Source organism: Pseudomonas spelaei, from assembly GCF_009724245.1.
Lineage (GTDB): Bacteria > Pseudomonadota > Gammaproteobacteria > Pseudomonadales > Pseudomonadaceae > Aquipseudomonas > Aquipseudomonas spelaei.
This window is the reverse complement of sequence record NZ_WNNK01000039.1, coordinates 1-22,860: the sequence shown is the minus strand read 5'-3', so window position 1 is coordinate 22,860 and position 22,860 is coordinate 1. Positions and strand designations below refer to the sequence as shown.

The 22,860-nt window shown below is 61.0% G+C and carries 4 protein-coding genes; all 4 read left to right on the top strand.

Annotated elements, in window-relative coordinates:
• Positions 1 to 27: 27 nt before the first annotated feature.
• The 4 genes from GNF76_RS27570 (at position 28) to GNF76_RS27555 (ending at position 22,688) form a co-directional block, all read left to right on the top strand.
• Complete coding sequence (locus GNF76_RS27570; RefSeq protein WP_155586216.1) at positions 28 to 1,212, top strand: sugar transporter; 1,185 nt, start codon at positions 28 to 30, stop codon at positions 1,210 to 1,212.
• Between the two features lie 144 nt (positions 1,213 to 1,356).
• Positions 1,357 to 3,066: a ShlB/FhaC/HecB family hemolysin secretion/activation protein gene (locus tag GNF76_RS27565; protein WP_155586215.1), complete on the top strand. Its 1,710-nt coding sequence runs from the start codon at positions 1,357 to 1,359 to the stop codon at positions 3,064 to 3,066.
• A gap of 27 nt (positions 3,067 to 3,093) precedes the next feature.
• Positions 3,094 to 22,401: a hemagglutinin repeat-containing protein gene (locus GNF76_RS27560; protein WP_155586214.1), complete on the top strand. Its 19,308-nt coding sequence runs from the start codon at positions 3,094 to 3,096 to the stop codon at positions 22,399 to 22,401.
• Complete coding sequence (locus GNF76_RS27555; RefSeq protein WP_178123624.1) at positions 22,398 to 22,688, top strand: hypothetical protein; 291 nt, start codon at positions 22,398 to 22,400, stop codon at positions 22,686 to 22,688. The genes GNF76_RS27560 and GNF76_RS27555 overlap by 4 nt, the downstream gene beginning before the upstream one ends.
• Positions 22,689 to 22,860: the final 172 nt, after the last annotated feature.

Below are 22,860 nucleotides of genomic sequence, written 5' to 3'. Positions count from 1 at the left end.
ACGGTGTCCCTATCCATAGAGTTTTAAATGACCCTCTCAGCAGCTACACCCCAGGCTAACTGGCAGCCCGTCATCGCACTGGCATTGGCCGCCTTTGTCTTCAACACCACCGAATTCGTCCCGGTTGGCCTGCTCAGTGCCATCGGTCTTAGCTTCGACATGCCGGTCGCAAAGGTCGGGCTGATGCTCACCATCTACGCCTGGGTGGTCTCCCTGACTTCGCTGCCGGTGATGCTGATGACCCGCAACGTCGAGCGGCGCAAGCTATTGATCGTGCTGTTCGGCCTGTTCATCGTCAGCCATATCCTTTCCAGCGTGGCCACCGGCTTTGGCATGCTGATGGTCAGCCGTATCGGTATCGCGCTGTCCCATGCGCTGTTCTGGTCCATTACGGCCTCCCTGGCGGTACGCCTGGCGCCGGAAGGCAAGCAGGTCCAGGCCCTTGGCTTGCTGGCAACCGGCACCTCGTTGGCAATGGTCCTGGGTATCCCACTCGGCCGCTTGCTGGGCGAAGCCATGGGCTGGCGCACCACCTTTATCGTCATCGCCGCCTTTGCGGCTGCGCTGGTGTTCTGGCTGGCGCGGACGTTGCCGTTGCTGCCAAGCCAGAACTCCGGCTCCCTGCGAAGCCTGCCCATGTTGTTCAAGCGCCCGGCACTGGTGGCGCTGTATGTGTTGACCGCGATGGTGGTCACTGCCCAATTCACCGCCTACAGCTACATAGAACCCTTTGTCGAAGACGTCGCCGGCATGAGCGGCAACACGGTGACCCTGGTGCTGCTGGTGTTCGGCGGCGCAGGCATCATCGGTTCACTGCTGTTCAGCCTGCTGCACCGGTTCAGTCCTTATCGCTTCCTGATGACCGCCGTCACTGTGCTCACCCTGTGCCTGGCGTTGCTGTTGCCGTTGAGTGGCGAGGTGTCGTACCTGGTGACGTTGAGCGTGTTCTGGGGCATGGCCATCATGGCTTTCGGCCTGGCGCTGCAATCCAAAGTGCTGGTGCTGGCACCCGACGCTACAGATGTGGCCATGGCGATGTTCTCCGGCATCTACAACATCGGTATTGGTGGCGGCGCGTTGCTGGGCAGTTGGGTGGGTGGGCAGTTTGGCTTTGCCTACATTGGTGCGGCGGGCGGGTTGCTGGCCGCGCTGGCATTGGGGGTTTACTGCCTGGCGATCTACCGGTTCGGGCAAGGGGGCGCTCGGCAATAGGTCACGGGTGGCTCCAACCGGATAGCTGCGCCTGGATGATCAACGCAGTAGTGTCTAAATGATGGCGTTTGGTTGACGCCAGTTTTCTATCCTTCTAGTATCGCGGCCCAGTGATGGCACTGTGATATCTCGAAGGACCGAACCATGTTTTCCCGCCACCTTTTCCTGAGGTCGTGTTTCTGCCTTGTTGTACTTGGCTTGAACGCGTTCTCCCCCGTGCTTGCGGCCACTCCAGGCGTGCAGGACTTGATCCGTGATCGTCAGGATCGTCTCCTCGAAGAGCAGCGCAAGCGCCTGGACGAATTGCGCAACCTGCCGGGCAAGGAAGCGGCCCCGACGGCGCCACCGGCGGCTGACGATACTCGCTGCTTTCAGATCAACAGCATTGAAGTGAAGGGCGCGGACAGTCTCTCTGCAGATGAGCGCGAGCGCCTGACTCGCCCGTATGTTGGCCAATGCCTGGGCGTGCAGCAGCTCAATGCCGTGCTCAAAGCCATCACCGACGACTACCTGGCCAAGGGCCTGGTCACCAGCCGCGCCTATTTGCCCCAGCAGGATCTGTCTCGCCAGCATCTGGATATCCAGGTGGTCGAAGGCCGGCTGGAAGGCATCAGCAGCGACGCGGGCAGCGGCCTGTCTCGACGCGAGTTGGCCATGGCTTTTCCCGGCACCACCGGTGAATTGCTCAACCTGCGAGACATCGAGCAGATGGTGGACCAGCTCAACCGGCTGCCCTCCAACCAGGCGCAGATGGAATTGACCCCCGGCACCGCCGTCGGAGGCAGCACGGTGTTGGTCAAGAACGCTCCGCAAAAGCCTTGGCGCGCCAGCCTTTCGCGCAATAACGAAGGCCAGAAAGCCACCGGCGAACAGCAATGGGGCACCACCCTGGATTGGGACAACCCGCTGGGCCTGGCAGACCAGTTGATGCTGCGCGGCGGCCACGATGCGGTCAGCGACCACCACCGCACGTCCCACAACGAGATGTTCTATTACAACCTGCCCTGGGGCTGGTGGAATGTCAGCTACACCTACAGCCAGAGCGAATACCGTTCCCAGGCCGAGGCCAATGGGTTCAACTTCAAGCAGACCGGTGATACCCAGAATCACCAACTGCGAGTAGAGCGGGTCATCCATCGCGACGCGGTGAGCAAGACCTCCCTCAATACCGGCCTGGCCTACCTGCGCACCAACAACTACATCGAAGACAGCAAGCTGGCCCTGAGCAGCAATCGCCTGAGCGAAGCGCAGTTCGGCATCAACCATGGCCGGCGGATCGGCAGCGCGTTCGTCAACCTCGACCTGGGGATGCAGAACGGTATCGGTGCCTTCGATGCACAAAGCAATCACGACCTCAAACCCGGCCAGCCCGACGCCCGTTACCGCAAGTACACGGCGACCCTGAGCTATTTGCAGCCGTTCAAGCTGTGGGGCGAGTCATTCAGTTTCAGCAGCCTGATGACCGGCCAGCGCAGTGAAGACCCGCTGTTCAGTCCGCAGCGCCTGAGCCTGGGTGGCCTGTCGTCGATTCGCGGGTACAAGGATCAGTCGCTGACCGGCGACAGCGGTGGTTACTGGCGCAACGACCTGCGCTGGAGCCGCCCGGTGACCCTGCCGTGGTTGCAACCGGTGCTGGCCGAATACGGCGCCAGCGTGGGTTACGACCAGGGTGTGATTCGTGGCGATCGCTACAACCACGAACAACACGGCCGCGTCTCCAGCAATTCCCTGGAGCTGTTCGCCCGGGGCAAGCACGTCAATGCCAGCGTGACCTTTGCCCATTCCCTGGAACGCCCCAACGCCATTACCGACCGTGAAAGCCCGATCTATTTCCGGATGGATTTCTTCCTTTAATCGCCGCCGCTGCAACGAGACCACGACATGGATGTTCGCCAATTCGCCTTTCTGGTTCGCCAACCCTCGGCTGCCGTGCAGTCGCGCGAGCATTTCTGGGGTTTGCCCAAACGCGGTCTGGCGTTGCTCCTGGCCAACGTCATGTTCTGGCAACCGCTGTGGGCCCAGGCCGATGGCATCGTGGTCAGTGCGCCCGGCACCAGCCTCGGCCAGGCAGGCAACGGCGTGCCCATCGTCAACATCGCGGCGCCCAATGCCAACGGCTTGTCCCATAACCAGTTCAAGGACTACAACGTTGCGGCGCCGGGCCTGATCCTCAATAACGTTACCGGGCGGACCCAGGACACCCAACTGGGCGGGATCATCGTCGGCAACCCCAACCTGCGGGGCCAGGCGGCCAATATCATCCTCAACGAAGTCAACGGCGGCAGCCCCAGCCAGTTGCGTGGCTATACCGAAGTGGCGGGGCAGTCGGCCCATGTGATCGTGGCCAACCCCTATGGCATCAGCTGCAATGGCTGCGGTTTTATCAATACCCCGAAAGTGACCCTGACCACCGGCAAGGCGATCATCGAGAACGGCCAGATCAATCGCTATCAGGTTGACCAGGGCAACGTGTCCGTCGACGGTGCCGGCTTGAACGCCAGCAATGTCGATCAGTTCGAAATCATCACCCGCGCCGCAAAAATCAACGCACAGATCCAGGCAAAGCACCTGACGATCGTGGCCGGTCGCAACGATGTGGATGCACGCAGCTTGAACGCCACCGCGCGGGCGGCCGATGGCAGCCAAGCCCCGGAACTGGCCATCGACTCCTCGGCCCTGGGCGGCATGTACGTGGGGGCGATCAAGCTGGTGGGCACCGAGGCAGGTGTAGGGGTGAGGCTGGCCGGGGACATGGTGGCTGGTGGGGATATTCAGATTGATGCCAGTGGCAATCTGAACCTGGGGCTGGCCTCCGCCACTGGCGCGGTCAACGTCAAGGCCGCCAGCCTCGATGCCCAGGGCCCGGTGTCGGCCGGTACTGACCTGAGCGTCAAGACCCAAGGCGCGCTGACCAACCGCCAGACCCTCGCCGCCCGAGACAGCATTGCCCTGGACAGTGGTGGTCGGCTGACCAACAGTGGAATTATCGAAGCAGGTGTGAATGCCGATAACAGCCGCAATGCCAACGGTGATGTGCGCTTGACGGCGCAGTCCATCGACAACAGCGGCAAGACGGTCATCGCCAGTCGCGACCTGAGCGTCAACACCGGCGAACTGGTCAACCAGGGCGGCACCTTGACTGCCCAGCGCCAGGCGCAGGTCAGTGCTATTCGTCTGGACAACCAGAACCAGGGCCGGATTTTGAGCGCTGGCAGCCTGGGCTTGAATGCCGGTGAGTGGCTTAACAACCAGGGCGGCCTGGTGACCAGCACCGGACAACTGACGGCAACGGTCGGCCAGTTGATCAACCGCAACGGTGAACTGTCGAGCCTCGGCCAGGCCAGCTTGCAGGTGGCGACGTTGGATAACGTCGCAGGCCTGGTGTCGGCCGGGCAAGTCTTGAGCCTGAATGCGAATGGGGCCATCAATAATCAGGGCGGGCGGATCGCTGCACGCCAAGCCGTGCAATTGAAGGCGGCTTCACTGGACAACAGCCAAAAGGGTTTGCTGACCAGCCAAGGCACGCTCGGGATTGAACTGAGCGGCGCCCTGGCCAACCAGCAGCAGGGACGAATCGAGTCCACCGGCGGTGCGCAGGTCAAGGCCGGCACGCTGGATAACCAGCAGGGCGGTGTGCTCACCAGCAGCCAGACCCTGGACCTGACGGCTGGCGCGGTCAACAACAGCCTCGGTGGCCAGATCGCCAGCGCCCAGGGCATGAACGCAAATCTTGGCAGCCTCGATCAACATGACGGCGGCCGCTTTTACAGCAACACCGACTTGAACCTGAACCTCAACCAGGGCCATTTGGATAACCGTGCCGGGCTGATCAATGCCGCCGGGCAATTGACCCTCGACCACCTCAACAGCGTGGATAACCGCCAGGGCGAAGTCTCCAGTGCACGGGCCTTTACCGTCGCGGCACGCACTGTCGATAACGGCGCCGGCAAGCTGCTCAGCGACCAGGGACTGACCTTGCGGATTGCCGAGACACTGAATAACGGTGCAGGGCAGATTGTTGCCACCGGTTTGCAGATTGATGTTGCCAGCCTGGTCAATGACCAGAAAGGCAGCGTGAGCAGTCGCGGTACGCTGAACGCCCGTGTGACGGGGCTGCTGGACAACCGTGGCGGCAGCCTCAGCGGCGCCGGTGCCAGCCAGCTCAGTGTGGGCAGCCTGAACAACGGCGGCGGCCGCCTCTCCAGCCAGGCCAACCTGAGCCTGGACCTCAACCGCGGGCATCTGGACAACCAGGGCGGTGTGATCAGCGCACCCGGCCAGTTGCTGCTGAACAACTTCAACAGCGTCGATAACCGCAACGGAGAAATCTCCAGCACCACCGGCTTCACGCTGCAAGCCGACAACCTGGATAACCGCAGCGGCAAGGTCTTGAGTGAGCAGTCGCTGACCCTGGCCGTCGCCCAGGCCTTGAACAATGCGGCGGGCCGGGTGAGTGCGACATCACTGCAGGTGCAAGCCGGCAGCCTCGACAACAGCAGCGGCCACTTGGTGGCGCAGGGCGGCCTGAACCTGGGCGTCGGCGCAACGCTGGTCAACCACCGCGCTGAAATCCTGGGCCGTGATGTGCGGCTTACGGCGGGTTCGCTGGACAACGCCCAAGGGCAGGTGCAGGGCGACAATCTGCTGAAGATCGACAGCGGTGCCCTCAGCAACCGCAACGGCACCTTGGCAAGCGGCCAGACCCTGGAACTGACTGCTGCCAGCCTCGACAACACCCTTGGCAAACTGACCAGCAACGCAGCGCTGACCGCTGCCATTGCCGGCAACCTGCTCAACCAGAGCGGGTTGTTTACCGCAGGCGCGAACCTGCAACTGAGCAGCGCCGACCTGAACAACCAGGCGGGTCAACTAAGTGCCGGCGGCACCTTGCAACTGCGCACCGCGCTGCTGGATAACAGCATGGGCGGGCGCATCAATGGCAAGACCCTCAGTGCCAGTGTCACCGGCCTGGACCAGCATAACGACGGTCGTCTCTACAGCCAGGGCGACTTGAGCCTGGACCTCAATCGCGGCCACCTGAATAACCAGAATGGGTTGATCAACGCTCCGGGGTCGTTGCTGTTGAACAACCTCAACAGCGTCGACAACCAGGGCGGGGAAATCTCCAGCGCCACGGGCTTCAGCCTGCAAGCGGACAGCCTGGATAACACCCGTGGCAAGGTCTTGAGCGCGCAAGCCCTGACCCTGCGAATTGCCCACGCGCTGGAGAACGCCAAAGGCCTGGTTTCGGCCTCGGGTCTGGATGCCCGGGCCGGTAGCCTGAGCAATCAGGGCGGCACGCTGAGTGCGAGTGGTGGCTTGAACCTGAGCGTCGACGGTCTGTTGGACAATCGCAGCGGCAAGCTGCTGGCCAATGAGCTTTCGTTGACGGCAGGCGTACTGGATAACAGCAGCGGTCAGGCTCAAGGCGACCGCACCCTGGCAATCAACAGCGGGGCGCTGACCAACCAGCACGGCACCCTGGCAGCAGGCAACAGCTTCACCCTCAATGCTGGGAGCCTGGACAACACCGAGGGCACGTTCACCAGCGACGGCGCCTTGACCGCTGCGATCGCCGGGTACCTGCTCAATCAGGCAGGCGTGTTGGCCGCCACCGGTAACCTCAGCCTGAACCTGGGCAGTCTTGATAACCAACGCCAGGGACGGATCAGCAGCAAGGCCGACCTGACTCTGGCCGGCGCCACGCTCGATAACCGCAACGGTAACCTCGGGGCGGTAGGTGTGTTGAAACTCAACGCGGCCACCCTGGATAACCGCCAGGGCAGCCTGTACGCGAACAATCATCTCGACCTGTTGCTGGGCGGTGCGCTGAACAATGCGCAAGGGACCTTGCGCGGCGACGTCAAACTGGACCTGAAGGCCGGCCAGGTGGACAACAGCGACGGTGGGCGTATCAGCAGTGGCCAGTCGCTGAGCGCCAGCGTGACCGGGCTGGATCAGCGCAATGACGGCCGCCTGTTCGGCCAGGGCGATGTCAGCCTCGACCTCAATCGCGGGCACCTGAACAATCAGGGCGGTGCGATCACCGCACCTGGCCAATTGCTGCTGAGCAACCTCAACAGCGTCGACAACCAGGGCGGAGAAATCTCCAGCAGCCGGGCGTTTACCCTGGCCGCCGATACGCTGGACAACCGCAACGCCAAGGTCCTCAGCGAGCAAGCGCTGACCCTGCGCATTGCGCGCGTCCTGGATAACACCAAGGGCCTGGTGTCCGCCAAGGCGCTGGAACTGAATGCCGGCAGCCTGAATAACCTGGGGGGCACACTCAGTGCCACTGAAGGCTTGGCGTTGCAGGTCGACGGTGCGCTGGACAACCGCAACGGCAAGCTTCTGGCGCGCACCGCCTCGGTCAATGTGGGCTCCCTGGACAATCGCCTGGGGTTGTTCCAAGGCGATGCCACGCTGAACCTCAACAGTCTGGGCGCCGTGGATAACCGTCAGGGCACGCTGTTTGGTGCTCAGGCGTTCGACATCACTGCGGCCAGCCTGGATAACAGCGCCGGCAAGCTGACCAGCGATGCTCGGTTGACGGCGCTCATTGCCGGGCAGTTGCTCAACCAGACCGGTCAGTTGACGGCCGGCGCTAACCTGCAACTGACCGCCGCCAGCCTCGACAACAGTGCCAAGGGCAGTCTCTACGCCAAGGAACATCTGGGCCTCTCGGTCAGCGGCGCGCTGAACAATGCGCAAGGCACGATCAACAGCGACGGCACACTCGTGTTAGCTGCGGGGCAGGTGGACAACAGCGCGGGCGGGCGTATCACCAGCCAACAGCAACTCACCGCCTCCGTGACCGGCCTCGATCAACACAACGACGGTCGTCTGTACAGCCAGGCGGGCGTGAGCCTGGACCTGAACCACGGTCACCTGAACAACCAGGGCGGCTTGATCCATGCACCGGGTGCGTTGCTGTTGAGCAACCTTGCCAGCGTGGATAACCAGGGCGGGGAAATTTCCAGCAGCCAGGCGCTGACGTTCACCGCCGACAGCCTGGATAACCGCAGCGGCAACGTGCTCAGTGAGCAAGGGCTGGTAGTGCGTATCGCCAAGGCCCTGGACAATACCAAGGGCCTGGTTTCCGCTACCGGGCTGGACTTGCGGGCGAACAGCCTGGTGAACACCGAAGGCTCCCTCAAAGTTCGCGATGGCCTGACGGCGCACGTCGAGGCGGCACTGGACAACCAGCAGGGCGAAATCCTCGGCGCCACCACCACCCTGACCGGTGCGTCGCTGGATAACCGCCATGGCCTGATCCAGGGCGACCAGTTGCTCACCCTCAATCACTCGGGCGCGGTGTCCAACCGCAATGGCCGCCTTGTCGCTGGCCAGGCCCTGAACCTGACTGCCGCCAGCCTCGACAACACTCAGGGCAAGCTCACCAGCGACGGAACCCTGAACGCCCTGATCAGTGGCCAGTTGCTTAACCAGGCCGGGCTGTTTGCCGCCAGTGCCCAACTGCAATTGACCGCCGCCGGCCTGGATAACCAGGCCAAGGGCCGTATCACCGGCAAGAGCGACCTGAGCCTGACTGTCGGCCAATTCGACAACCGCGGCGGCAGCGTCGCGGCGGTGGGACAGTTGCAGGTCAACGGTACGACGCTGGATAACCGCGACGGCGGCCTGCTCAATTCGGGCAAGGCCATGACCTTGGCAGTCGACACCCTGGACAACCGCGCCGGGGAAGTCTCCAGCGTCACCGACCTGACGCTCACCGGCAGCCAGTTCGACAACAGCACCGGCGGCCACTTGCTGGCCAACGGCGACCTGCAACTGACCTTGCAGCGCCTGAACAACCAGCTCAAGGGCATCATCTCCGGGCAGCAATCCATCAGCCTGAACGCCGCGCAACTGGATAACAGTGGCCAGGGCAGCGTGTACGCCAAGGGCAACCTGTCCATGGCATTGAGCGGTCATTTGAACAACCAGCAAGGCGCGCTGCGCAGCGATGGCAGCCTGAACGTGCAGTCGACCAGCCTCGACAATGACAGCGGTCGCATCAGCAGCGCCGCGCCGCTGGTACTGGCAACCACGGGGACGATCAGCAACCAGAAGGGCGAGTTGCTCAGTGCCGTCGCCTTGACCTTGACCAGCGCCAGCCTCGACAACCGTGGCGGCAAAATTATCGGTGATGGGGCCGTGCAGGTCACCACTGGAGCCTTGAACAATCAGCAAAGCGGACGGCTGACCAGCGCCGACCGGCTCAACCTGGTGGCGGGGCAGGTGGACAACCGCTTCGATGGTCGCATCGCCAGTGCCAAGGCCCTCACCGCCAGCCTCACCGGCCTCGACCAACGGGGCGGCGGCGAGCTGTACAGCACCAGTGCCCTGACCCTGGACATGAACAAAGGCCATCTGAACAACGCCGGTGGCTTGATCAATGCGCCTGGCCCGCTGGTGCTCAAGAACCTGTCGAGCGTTGCCAACCAGGGCGGCGAGATCTCCAGCAAACAGGCGTTTACCCTGGCCGCGCAAAGCCTGGATAACAGCGACGGCAAACTGCTGAGTGACCAGGCGCTGAGCCTCAAGATCGATCAGGCTCTGATCAACCTCAAGGGCCAGATTTCAGCGGCCGGGCTCACCGCTCAAGCGGCAAGCCTGGACAACAGTGATGGGGTGTTCAGCAGTTCGAAAGACCTGACCCTGACGCTGGCCGGTGACCTGCTGAACGCCGACGGCGAAGTCTCCAGTGCCGGTGCCAGCGTGGTCAACGCCATGACCTTGAACAACCGCAACGGTCAGGTCACGGGCGATGTGAGCCTCGACCTGGCGATCCAGGGCGCGCTGACCAACCAGAACGGCACCGTGGGCGCCGGTCAGCGTTTGCAGGTGACGTCGGCGAGCCTGGACAACAGTCAGGCCGGCAGCCTGGTCAGCGATGGCAGCCTGACGGTGAAGGTCGCGGGTTTGCTGGACAACCAGGCCAAGGGCAGTGTGTTGGCCAAAGGGCTGATCGATATTCAGGCGGCGAGCCTGGATAACCGTGGCGGGCGCCTTTCCGGGCAAAACCTGCTGACTGTGCGGGGTAACAGCCTGGATAACCGCGCGGGCGTGATCCGCGCCAACCAGGACCTGAACCTGCACCTTGGCCAGTTGGACAACCGCGAGGGCGTGCTCAACAGCAAGCAGGCCCTGGACGTTACCGGCCAGTCGCTGAGCAACCAGGGCGGCTTGATCAGCGCCGTAGGGCCGGTGCGTTTGACCCTGGATAGCGTCAATAACGGCAAAGGCCGTATCGCCAGCCAGACCGATCTGGACGCCACCATCGGTGTTCTGAATCAGCAAGGAGGCGAACTGGTTGCCCAAGGCAATCTGACCCTCAGCGGCACCACCCTCGATAACCGCGACGGCGGTCTGGTAGGGGCCACAAAAGCGCTGAAACTCAAGGTCGACAGCATCGATAACCGCGCCGGAGAAATCTCCAGCCAGATAGACGCCGAACTCAGCGGCCAGCACCTGGACAACAGTGGCGGCAAGCTGCTGGCCGGGACCGCCCTGCAATTGGCCGTGGCCCAGGTGATCAACCAGGCCAAGGGGCTGGTGTTCGCCCAGGATGCGCGCTTTACCGGGACTCGTTTGGACAACGCCCAAGGCACCTTTGCCGGTCAGCGCTCGCTGGCGATTCAACTGGCGGCGGGGCTGGATAACCGCCACGGCAAGCTCAGCAGCGAAGGCACCTTGCAACTGCTCGGCCAACGCATCGACAACACCGGCGGCAGTATTTCCAGCGCCGCTACGCTGGACATCACCAGCGCCAGTGATCTGCTCAACCAGGGCGGTGTCGTCGAGACCGCCCAAACCCTCGCTCTGACCAGCGCCAGCCTCGACAACAGCCAGCAAGGCCTGCTCAAAAGCCAGGGCGCCGCGACCCTGAATACCGGCCTGTTCAACAACACGCTGGGCGGCCGCCTGATCAGCGCAGGCAGCCTCGACCTCAAGGCCACCCAGGTCAGCAACGGTGGCCGCATCGCCAGCGCCGGCACCCTGAACGCCAGCCTTACCGGCCTCACCCAGCAGGGCGGCGAGCTGTTCAGTAACACGCAACTGAACCTGGACTTGAACAACGGTGACATCAACAACGCAGGCTTGATCAACGCGCCGATCCTGGTGCTGAAAAACCTCGGCAACGTCAACAACCAGAACGGTGAGATCTCCAGCCAGAACGCCTTCACCCTGGCCGCCCGCAACCTCGACAACAGCAACGGCAAACTGATCAGCAACCAGGCCTTGGTCCTGCGCATCGACCAGGCCCTGGCCAATACCAAAGGCCGTATCAGCGGTGCCAGCCTCAACAGCCGCAGTGCAAGCCTGGACAACACCGACGGCCTGATCAGCAGCCGTGGCGGCCTGGATGTCAGCGCCGGCGACCTGATCGATAACCAGCGCGGCACCCTGATCGGCGACGGCGCGTTGCTGCTTGCCACCGCCAACCTGGACAACCGTGGCGGCGAGATCGCCGGCAAGGCCGAACTGACCGTCAACGCGAACCGCCTCGACAACCAGAAAGGCCAGTTGATCGGCACCGAAACCCTACACGTCAGCGGCGCCAGCCTGGATAACCGTGGCGGTCTGGTAGGCGCCACAAAAGCGCTGAAACTCGACGTGGGCGCCATCGACAACCGCGCCGGCGAACTGACCAGCAACGCTGACGTCAGCGTGATCGGCCAGCGTCTGGACAATAGCGACAGCGGCCAGGTATTCGCGGCCCACGGCCTGAACCTGACAGTCGACCAATTGCTCAACCGCCAGGGCGGCCAACTCAGCGGCCAGCGCCTGATGCTGGTGGGCACAGGCCTGGATAACACCGGCGGCAAAATCCTCAGCCAGCAACCGTTGCGGCTGGAACTGGCCGGTGACCTGGACAACAGCCAGGGCCTGCTGAGCAGTGAAGGCACCCTCGACGTCAAGGCACGTAACCTCACTAACACCCAGGGCAGCCTCTCCAGTGCCCAGGGGCTGAACGTCGGCGTCGCTGGCCAGTTGAACAACCAGAACGGTGAGCTGGTCACCGACGGCGCCTTGGTGCTGAGCAGCGCCAGTTTGGGCAACCAGCAAGGCAGCATCAGCGGCAAGGGTGCCGTTGCGGTCAGCACCGGCGTGCTGAATAACCAGAGCGGGCGCCTCAACAGCGGCGACACCCTGAACCTGAGCGCCGGCCAGGTGAACAACGGCGGCAGCATCGGCAGCGCCAAGGCCCTCACCGCCAGCGTCACCGGCCTTGACCAGCAGGGCGGCAAGCTCTTCAGTAACAGCAGCCTGAGCCTCGACCTGAACAACGGCCAGTTGAACAACCAGGGTGGGCTGATCAACACGGTCGGTCCGTTGCTGCTCAATAACCTCACGACCGTCAGCAACCAGAACGGTGAAATCTCCAGCGCCCAAGCCTTCACCCTGGCCGCGCAAAGCCTGGACAACAGCAACGGCAAGCTCCTGAGCAACCAAGGCCTGACCCTGCGCCTCAACCAGGCCCTGGCCAACGTCAAAGGCCTGATCGGCGCCGCCAGCCTCAACGCACACGCCGGCTCCGTGGACAACCGGGGCGGCACCCTGACCAGTCGCAGCGACCTGCAACTGACCAGCGACGGCCTGCTCAACAACCAGGACCAAGGCCTGATCAGCGCCACCCAGGCGCTGACCCTGCACAGCGCCAACCTGAATAACCAAAACGGCAGCCTGCTCGGTACAGCGGGCGTCACCCTCAGCGCCATGGCCCTGGACAACAGCGTCGCCGGCCTGATCAACAGCCAGGGCAACCTCAACCTGAGCGCCGCCAGCCTCAACACCGGCAGTGGCGGTGAAGTCTCCGCCAAAGGCGCAATGGACCTGAACCTGAGCGCACTGACGCTGGCGGGTGGCCGCGTGGTGGGCGAACAGCGCGTCACCCTGGACCTGAACAACAGCGACCTGGATAACCGCAACGGCCTGATCCTCGCCAAAGGCCCACTGACCCTCAACCGTCTGCGCGCCTTCAACAACCAGAACGGCGAACTGTCCAGCCAGCAAACCCTGTCCCTGAACACCGGTACCCTGGACAACAGCGGCGGCAAGCTGATCAGCAGCCAGGTGCTGACGGTCAACGCGGCCAACCTGATCAACCAGAACGGCCTGGTCTCCGGCTGGCAGGGCCTGAGCGTCGGCGGTGGCAGCCTCGACAACCGCAACAACGGCACCTTGTCCAGCCGCAGCGGCGCGGTGGACGTACGTCTTTCCGGCGAACTGCTCAATGGCGGTGCCGGTGCCTTGGTCAGCCAAGGCCAGTTGAACGTCAGTGCCGCCAGCCTAGACAACCGCGGCGGTATTCTTTCCAGCGGCGCAGGGCAAAGCCTCGTCGTCAGCGGTGTGCTGAACAACGCCAACGGCGGCCTGATCGACAGCGGCGCCGACCTCGACGTACAAGCCGCCACCCTGGGCAACCAGGCCGGCACCGTCAATGCACAACAAGCCCTGAGCCTCACCGGCACCGACCTGCACAACGTGGGCGGCGCGCTGGCCAGCAATGGCCGCTTGACCCTCAACCTGTTGGGCACCCTCGACAACACCAATGGCAAGCTGGCGAGTGCCGGCCCGTTGCTGTTGCAGCGCGCTGTCCAGGTCAACAACCAGGGTGGCCAGATCGCCAGCCAAGGCCTGCTGACCCTGCTCGCCGGCGGTATCGACAACCGCCAGCGCGGCACCATCGCCGGTAAGGAGCGCGTGGCAATCACCAGCACCGGCCTCCTGCAAAACGACGCCGACGGCTTGATCTACAGCCAGGGTGCCGACCTGCAAGTGAAGGCCGTTGGCCTGAGTAACCGTGCGGGTGTGGTGCAGGGGCAGAGTGGTCTGAGCCTGGACGTTAGCGGCGACATCGACAACGAAGGTGGCAAGCTTCTGGCGCAGAGCGGGGACGTGACCGTCAAGGCCACCACCTTGAATAACCAGGGCGGCACACTGGCCAGCCTCAAGGGGCTATTGGATGCCAACGTCGGCGACAGGCTGCTCAACGGCTACAGTCAGGGTAACCAGGCTGGCGTGATTCAAGGCCAGCGTTTGAACCTGATGGCCGGCAGCGTCGACAACCAGCACGGCCGTATCGCTGCACAAAATGGCGACGCCGTAGTCAACGCCAATTATTTCGCCAACGCCTACGGCGGTCTGTACGCCAAGGATCTGTTACGGGTCGGTGGTGTGTGGCTGGATAACAGTTCGGGCCAGGTGGCGGCGAATCGAGTTGAACTGGGACTCAGCGGCCAGCTCAGCAACCATTCGGGGATTATCGAAAGCGACACCGTCCTGAACGTGCGCGCCAACAACGTTGATAACCAGGGCGGCCAATTGCGCGCCATGGGCAGCAGCGGCAAGACCGACTTCCAGATCGCAGGCCTGTTCGACAACCGCAATGGTCAATTCGAGAGCCGTAACAACGACCTGACCCTGAATGCCGCAGGTTTCCAGAACCAGGGCGGCAGCCTGCTGCACAGCGGCAACGGAATCTTTGATATTGCCACCGCGAACCTTACCAACGCCGGTGGCAACGTGGTGACCCGTGGCGGGCTGACCCTGGCAGCGGACAGCTGGACCAACAGCAGCGTGATCCAGGCCGGGCGCTTGACGGTGAACGTCAATACCTTGAATCAAACCGCAGGCGGGCAGTTGCTGGCGTCTGACAGCTTTGCCGGCAGTGGCGGCAACTGGAACAACGATGGTTTGATTGCCAGCGATGGCACGGCCCAATTGACGCTGGCCGGCAACTACGGTGGCAATGGGCGTTATAGCAGTGTGGGTAACCTTGGCCTGAGTGCCGGGCAATTGAGCCTGAGTACGACGGCCAGTGTTGCTGGCGGACAAGACAGCACAGTCAACGTGGGTGGCCAGCTCAATAACGCCGGGCGTCTGACCTCCGGCAACAACATGACCCTCACGGCCGGCGGGGTCAGCAACACAGGCACACTGGCTACAGGTGCCAACCTGACCCTCAGCACCCATACCCTGGTCAACAGCAATGGGTTGATCACCAGCGGTGGCGACATGCGGTTGCTGGCTAACAGCTTCACCAACGCCTATGCCGATGTCTATGGACTGGGTGAGGTACTGATCGCCAAAGACCCGAACCAGACTAAAGCCGATTTGCTGGATAACCGTTCAGGCACTATCGAGAGCGCAAAGAACCTGACGATCAATGCCATGACCGTCAATAACGTCAGGGATGTGCTGGAGTATTCGGCGCATGAAAAAAGCTCGGTGAAGATCACCGAACTTGATTGCAACCTGATTCCGGGTGCGGGTTGTGACTTCCGCAGCAAAGGCCGTCGAAACGGTCTGTGGCAAATCGATGAAATCGATCGTTTGAACGTTACCCGCAGCAGCGTGGCTTCGAGCCTCAGCAGTGGCGCTGACATGCAGATCAACGCCCAGACCCTCAACAACCTGAGCAGCACCATTGCCGCTACGGGCAACCTGACCGCCAACGCGACCACCATCAATAACCAGGGCGTGCAAGCCCAGGAGATCAAGACCACCCGCACTTACTGGAACTATGTCACGCAGATTTTCCAGGCCCTGCCGGCGGCGGCCAACTTCAACGCCAAAAATAGCCCCACGCCTTCGGCAACGGTTGAGGCAGACCTCAGCTATTTCCTTAGCCTGATGGGCGGCGGCAAGCTCTCGCAAAAGATCACCACCCTCAATAGCGATGGCCAGTCCTATGACGCGGTCATCCAGGCGGGGGGCAACGTTGCCCTTAATGCTGCCCAGAACATCAACAACAGTGTGGTTCGTCCTTACTATGCCTATGTGGCCGCGGGCCGCACGAAGACTGACACCGGCGCGGGCAGTGGCTACTCGACAGCGATCTCCATCAATTCGCAGTTGCCACCTGATTTAGCCCAACAGCAAGTCAACCCCATCGCGCTTCCGGGCTTCAGCCTGCCCACCGGCCAGAACGGCTTGTTCCGCTTGAGCGGGCAGGGCGCCAGCAGCGGGCAGGCGACTCAAGCTAATGCAGGGCCCCAGAGCTGGACCCTGGGCGGTGCGAGCGTCGGTTTGGCACAACGCCAACAGAGCCTTCCCGAAACCCAGGGCCGGACGATTCAGTTGGAGGATGTCACCCAACTCTCCGCCAACAACCGGCAGGTTTCGGTGGCGGCACGCGAAACCAGTGGAATCAACGCCAGCGCCAGCGCCATCAACGTTGCCGGTGTGGGCAATGCCGACGTGGGAACGCTACAACCTGGCCGCACCACCGGCGGCGATATCACCCATGTCGACGGCATCAATACCCAAAACCCCATTGACGGTTCCCGGCCAGTGGTCGATGTGTCGCGCCCCGATGTCGACCTTTCCGGTCTGACACCCGCCGAGCGTGACGCGCGAATCGTTCTGACCACGCCCGATGGCACCCCGTCTGGCAGCACTCGCCCCGACCTGAATGTACCGGGCCTGTCGACCGTGGATCGCGGTACCAGCGTTGTGGCCATTGCGCCGAGTAGCACGCGCCCCGACCTCAACCTGCCAGGCCTGACACCGCTGGCCCACGATGCACAGGTTGCCGTCGGTACACCACAGCCGTCCGTGGTGGTTCCGGTAGCGCCGGTACCGCGCGAGAGCCAACCGGTCATCACGCCGGTCGAGCAACCGGGTGCCGCGAGTACCAGCAGCCGACCTGCCGTGGTCGTTGTCCAACCATCCGAAGCACAACCGACTCCGGTGGCCAGCCAGACCGTCAACCGGGTGCAGGGCCTTCCCGACCGTAGCGCGGTTTCGCAGCCGCATAAATACCTGATCGAAACCAACCCGGTGCTCACCGACCTCAAGCAGTTCATGAGTTCGGATTACCTGCTGTCGGGCCTGGGCTACAACCCGGATGAAAGCGCCAAGCGCCTGGGTGACGGCTTCTACGAACAGCGCCTGGTTCAACAGGCGGTGGTGGCCCGCACCGGCCAGCGCTTCATTGATGGCCAGAACACGGACGAAAAACTGTTCAAGTACCTGATGGACAACGCCATCACCAGCAAGCAGCAACTGAACCTGTCCGTTGGGGTGAACTTGACCTCAGAACAGGTCGCGGCCCTGACCCACGACATCGTCTGGCTGGAAAAGAGCGTGGTGAACGGTGAGGAAGTGCTGGTGCCGGTGCTCTACCTGGCCAACGCCAACAATCGCCTGGCCCCGACGGGCGCGCTGATTGCCGGGAATGACGTCAGCCTGATCGCCGGGCAAGACCTGAACAACGTCGGCACCCTGCGTGCCAGCAACAACCTGTCGGCCAAGGCCGGCAACGACCTGGTCAACAGCGGCCTGATCGAAGCGGGCAACCGCCTGGACCTGCTGGCGGGCAACAACATCGTCAACAAAGCCGGGGGCATTATTACCGGCCGCGACGTCACGTTGACCGCCTTGCGCGGTGATGTGATCAACGAGCGCACGGTCACCGGTCACGACAGCAGCAATGGGGTGATGAGCGAACACACCGACTTCCTCAACAGCGCCGCGCGCATCGAGGCGGCGAACGACCTCAGCATCAGGGCCGGACGAGATTTCTCCAACCAGGGCAGCGTGCTGCAGAGCGGGCGCGACACCACGATCCAGGCCGGGCGTGACCTGAGCTTTGGGTCGGTGGAACAGACGACCAGCAACGCCAACATCAGCGCCAGCAACTCCAGCAGCACCAGGACCCAGAACGGCTCGTCGGTGACAGCAGGTCGGGATCTGTCAGCGGTTGCGGGTCGGGACTTGACGGCCATTGCGAGCCAGATCGAGGCCAAGCGTGATGTGGCGATGTCGGCCACGGGAGACCTGACCCTGGCTTCGGCGGCGGATGAGCAGCATTCGGCGTTGAATTTGAAGAAGGTGAAAGCGCAGGAAGATCATGTGAGCCAGGTGGGCACCTCGGTTAAGGCTGGAGGGGATGTCAGCTTGAGTGCGGGGCAGGATTTGGCGTTGACGGCTAGTCGAGTCTCTGCGGGTGATGAAGCGTATCTGTTTGCCGGAAACGATTTGAATCTCAACACTGCCGAGGACAGCGATTACTCGTACTACTCCAAAACTAAGAAGGGATCATGGGGTAAGAAGAGTACGAAGATGAGTGAGAGTGACAGCAATGTTGCTGTTAGCTCATCCATTGACGCTGGCAAGAAAGTTGTTATCTCGGCGGCTCAGGATATTAATGCGGAGGGCGCCAAGATCAATAGTGGCGGGGCACTGCTGGCTACCGCAGGGCACGACATCAATCTTGTTGCGGCCGAAAACTATGCCAGCCAGGCTAGCTCTTCATCCAAAAAAGGCCTGTTTTCGAGTAAGTCCAGTAGCAGCTCGAGTAGCCAGACAACGTTGAATAGTACCGAGCTTGTTGCCAAGTCAATTGATCTGCGAGCGGATAACGATATCTCTCTGGAAGCAGCGGCTCTGCGGGCAGAAGGTGTGGTTAAGCTCAATGCTGGCAATGATGTGGAAATCGGTACGGCTGAAGTGCAGCAGGCCTCAAGCCAATCCAAACAGTCCAGCAAGGTCGGCATATCGCTCACCGTCGGAATGTCTGCGGCGCAGAAAGGCCAGCAGGCTCAGCAAAGTGCCTCGCAAAGCATCGGCAGTGATATCAGCGCCGATAGCTTGCAGATCACCAGCGGACGCGATACTACCGTGCGTGGAAGTACGTTGGTTACGGACCGTGAGCTACAGATCGACGCGGGGCGAAATCTTGAAGTAGTCAGCGCTGAAAACACCTCAAGCGCAAGCTCCAAGGCCAACAGCAAAAAGGTCGGGGAGGTGGGCTCCTGGTGGCAAAGTGCGACAGGTGTCGTCAAGACCAAGAAGGCTGATCAGAGCGAAACTACCCGTCAGACCGGCAGCCAGATCGCTTCGTTGGGGGGCGATGTCAGCCTTACGGCTGGGGAGCATTACAGCCAGATTGCCAGCCAGGTGGTTGCGCCTAAAGGCGATATCGATATCAAGGCCAAACAGGTAGATATCGAGGCTGGATTCGATTCCTTGAAAGCCAACAACACAGCGAGCACCAGTCGCACGGCGGTTGGCGGCACCGTCAGCGTTCCTATGGTTGATGCACTGCGCAGCCTTCAGGGGACAGTTGAGTCCGCCCAACAAACAAGCGACGGCCGCATGCTCGCGCTGTCCGCTGTGAATGCTGCCATGAGTGCCAATTCAGCGCTCGAAGGTGGCCAGGCGCTGATGAAAAAAGACCTCACGGGCGTGAAGATCAGTGTCAACTTGAGCGACAGCCGTAGTCACAATGAAAGTAGCCAGAGTGGCCGCAATGTGGTGGGCAGCAGCGTGGTTGCAGGCGGTGACGTCAATATCACTGCCAAGGGGGCGGGTGCTGATAGTAATTTGAATGTAGTGGGCAGCCGTATCGATGCTGGAGGTGATGCCAACCTTAAGGCGGATGGCAAGATCAACCTCCTGGCTGCGCAAAATACGGCACATCAGGATAGCTCCAACAACAACAGTGGCTGGAGCGCTGGTGTCGGGTTCAGTTTTGGCGGGCAACAAAACGGGTTCACATTGGACCTCGCGGCCAATAAAGGGCGGGGGATGTCCGATGGTGACGATGTCACCCAAACCAACACATCCGTCAAGGCTGGGCAGACAGTACGGCTTGAGAGTGCCGGGGATACCAATCTCAAAGGTGCAGTCGTTACCGGCCAGCAAGTTCAGGCCAAGGTGGGCGGTGATCTCAATATCGAGAGTCTGCAAGACACCAGTACTTATCGCTCCGAGCAACTGAGCGCAAACGTCGGGGTCAGCATTTGCGTACCACCATTCTGTATGGGAATGAGCAGCGTCAGTGGTGGCATTGGTCAGCAGAAAATGCACAGCGACTACGCCAGTGTCAGCGATCAATCGGGCATCAAGGCGCGCGATGGTGGTTTCCAGGTTGAGGTCAAGGGTAATACCGACCTCAAGGGCGCGATCATTGCCAGCACCGATAAAGCGGTAGCCGATGGTAAGAACACCCTCACAACAGGCTCGCTGACTAGTTCGGATGTCAAGAACAAGGCGGACTATGACGCTACCAGTATCAATCTGAGCGGTGGCTATAGCAAAGGCGGGAAGGTTGGCAGGGATGCAGACGGCAACGTCGACGCTACCAAGACCGGTACACCAGTGGCTGATAAAGGCGGGTTCGGCGTCAACGCCCCTGTTGCGCTGTACGCCGGTGACAGCTCCAGCAGTAAAACCTTGAGCGGTATCAGCGGCGCAGCAGTGACGGTTACTGACAGCGCCAAGCAGCAGGCGTTGACCGGCCAGACGGCCGAGCAAGCTGTGGCTGCAATCAATACTGACGTGTCCAGTGATCGAGATGGCAGTAACAAGCTAAAGCCAATTTTCGACGCGAAGGAAATTCAGGTCGGTTTCGAGATTACTGGCAAGTTTGTTCAGAACGTAGCGGCGTATCTGGAGACTCGCGCCCGTGAGGCGGATACGCTGCGTAGCGACGCTGAAAAGGAATTTGCCAAATCCCGCGACCCTGAAGTCGACCCTAACGTACAAGCGGTTCATCGACAGAAATACCTGGACCTGAATAAACAAGCCAATGCCGTCGCCGCTGATTGGGGCGCGGGCGGTACCTATCGACAAATCGCGACCGCATTGGTCGCGGGTGCAAGCGGCAACGTAACCGGTGGTGGTGCGCAGTTTGCACAGAATATGGTCGTTAACTACGTCCAGCAACAAGGCTCGGACTACATCGGCAAACTGGTAATCAATGGGCTGAAAGAAGGCAGCCCCGAGCACGCCAGCTTGCATGCCATTCTCGGCTGTGCCGGTGCTGCCGCCAGCAGCCAGAGCTGCTCAGCGGGCGCGCTAGGTGGTTCGGCCAGTAGTTTACTCGCAGGCCTTTTCAACGAAACCAGCCCTAACGAAACCAGCGAGGAGCGAGAGGCCAAGCGCAACATTATCGCGTCGATGGTGACCGGCATTGCTGCAATGAGCAACCCGAACGGCGCGGCGACGGCTACTAACGCTGCGATTGCGAACGTCGACAACAATTGGTTGGCGACTCAACAAATAGTCCAAATGGTCAAGGAAGTAGCAGAAGCCAAAACGTTCACTGAAAAAATGAAGGTGACGGGCAAGTGGTTATCCATTTCTGGTAGCCAAGATATGGCTTCAGCCAGCGCGCTCTTCGATAGTTTCAAAGACAGTATGGCAGGCGCTGGCATAGATGCTCTGAACGGTGCAGTGGGTGTTCTGCGCGATCCAGTTGCAAGCATTGACGCTATGAACGCGTTCATATTGTCAGTGGAGGGGGAGAAGCTCTTCGGTGCGGCTGCCGCTGGCTTCAAGTCGCAAATTAGTCAGCTTCGCGATGCGCTGGTTGTTGGTGGTGATGAAAACGCCGAGAAGCTTGGTAAGCAAATGGGTGAGGCGGTGGCGTTGTACGCCCAAGTCATTGCTACCGGCGGAACAGGGGGCGCTGCTCAGGGCGCGTCAACACTTTCTAAAGCTGGCGTCGAGGTCTCTATCAATGGGTTCAAAGAGATTGCTGCAGCCACCAAGGCTGCGGGTGGTGTTGAAGGTAAGCTGGCCAAGTTTGAACGTGTAGGGCCACATCCGATCGATGTGCCCAATCACGTGCCGGTGGGCGGCCCCCAATACGTTAAAAGCGCCACGATTCAGGCCAATACGACAGTCGAACTCAGTGAGAGCGTAACGCTGCAGAGTGGGAAAGTGATTCCCAAGGGCAGCATTGTCACTGTCAGTGACGATACGATGAAGGTTGTGTACGCTGATGGGCGTAGTGAGCTTGCTTCATATTCGAAGGTGAATACGCCGCCGTTGCTGCTGACGGATGGTGCAAAAGGCACGTTGAACACATCTTTGCTTGATGAGTTAACTGCTAATGGTGTGAAATTTACCCCCGAGAATGTCATTGCAACGACTCGCAATTCTAGCGGGAAGGTTGTATTCCTCGAGGCTGGAAACTCAAAAGCCGGGTTGCAGCATATTATTGAGGAGCATGGTAGCCAATTCGCTCAGATGGGCGTGTCTGAAGCTCAGATTCCGGGCGTAGTAATGAAAGCTGTTTCTGAGGGTAAGCTCGTTGGTTATCAAGGCTCTGGAGCTGGGCGCCCAATTTATGAGTTAACTATTAATGGGCAGCCGCAGCGAATCGCTGTGACTGTTGGCGACAACGGCTTTGTCGTCGGTGCAAACCCAAGGGGGAGCGTTAAATGAAAAATATAAAGTTGATGGCGGATTATCAGTGTCATCCGCTTTGGGATATGTCCCCCGATGAGTATGGGGACATATCTCCTTGCGAGCTTCCCATCTCTAAAGAGCTTCAGCAGCGTCTATCAAAGTGGGCCGCTATATACGATGAAACACTGGATGCTGATTACCCGCCCAATTCTGGATTCAAGAGTGAGGAGCTAGAACGGGAATTCAAGCGGGAGGGAGAGCGGTTAGCTGAAAGCTTGAGAGATGAACTTGGCTCGGATTTTTCTATTTTTCTTAAGGTTTAGTTGGTGCAAAAGCGCCTGTAATTCCAAAAGGTTTTTCAAACACAGATGATTTTGTACGTTTTGGCACAGATACTCGAGATGGTTTGGCACGCGCTGGCTATGGGAATAGAAGACGGGGTCAGACCACGGTTTAAATTTTTAATGGTCTGGTGTTTTTATTGTGGTCTGACCC

What these genes read in the sequence shown, in the direction of transcription:
- GNF76_RS27570 (WP_155586216.1), top strand. Translation starts at nt 28, where the DNA reads ATGACCCTCTCAGCAGCTACACCCCAGGCTAACTGGCAGCCCGTCATC.
- GNF76_RS27565 (WP_155586215.1), top strand. Translation starts at nt 1,357, where the DNA reads ATGTTTTCCCGCCACCTTTTCCTGAGGTCGTGTTTCTGCCTTGTTGTA.
- GNF76_RS27560 (WP_155586214.1), top strand. Translation starts at nt 3,094, where the DNA reads ATGGATGTTCGCCAATTCGCCTTTCTGGTTCGCCAACCCTCGGCTGCC.
- GNF76_RS27555 (WP_178123624.1), top strand. Translation starts at nt 22,398, where the DNA reads ATGAAAAATATAAAGTTGATGGCGGATTATCAGTGTCATCCGCTTTGG.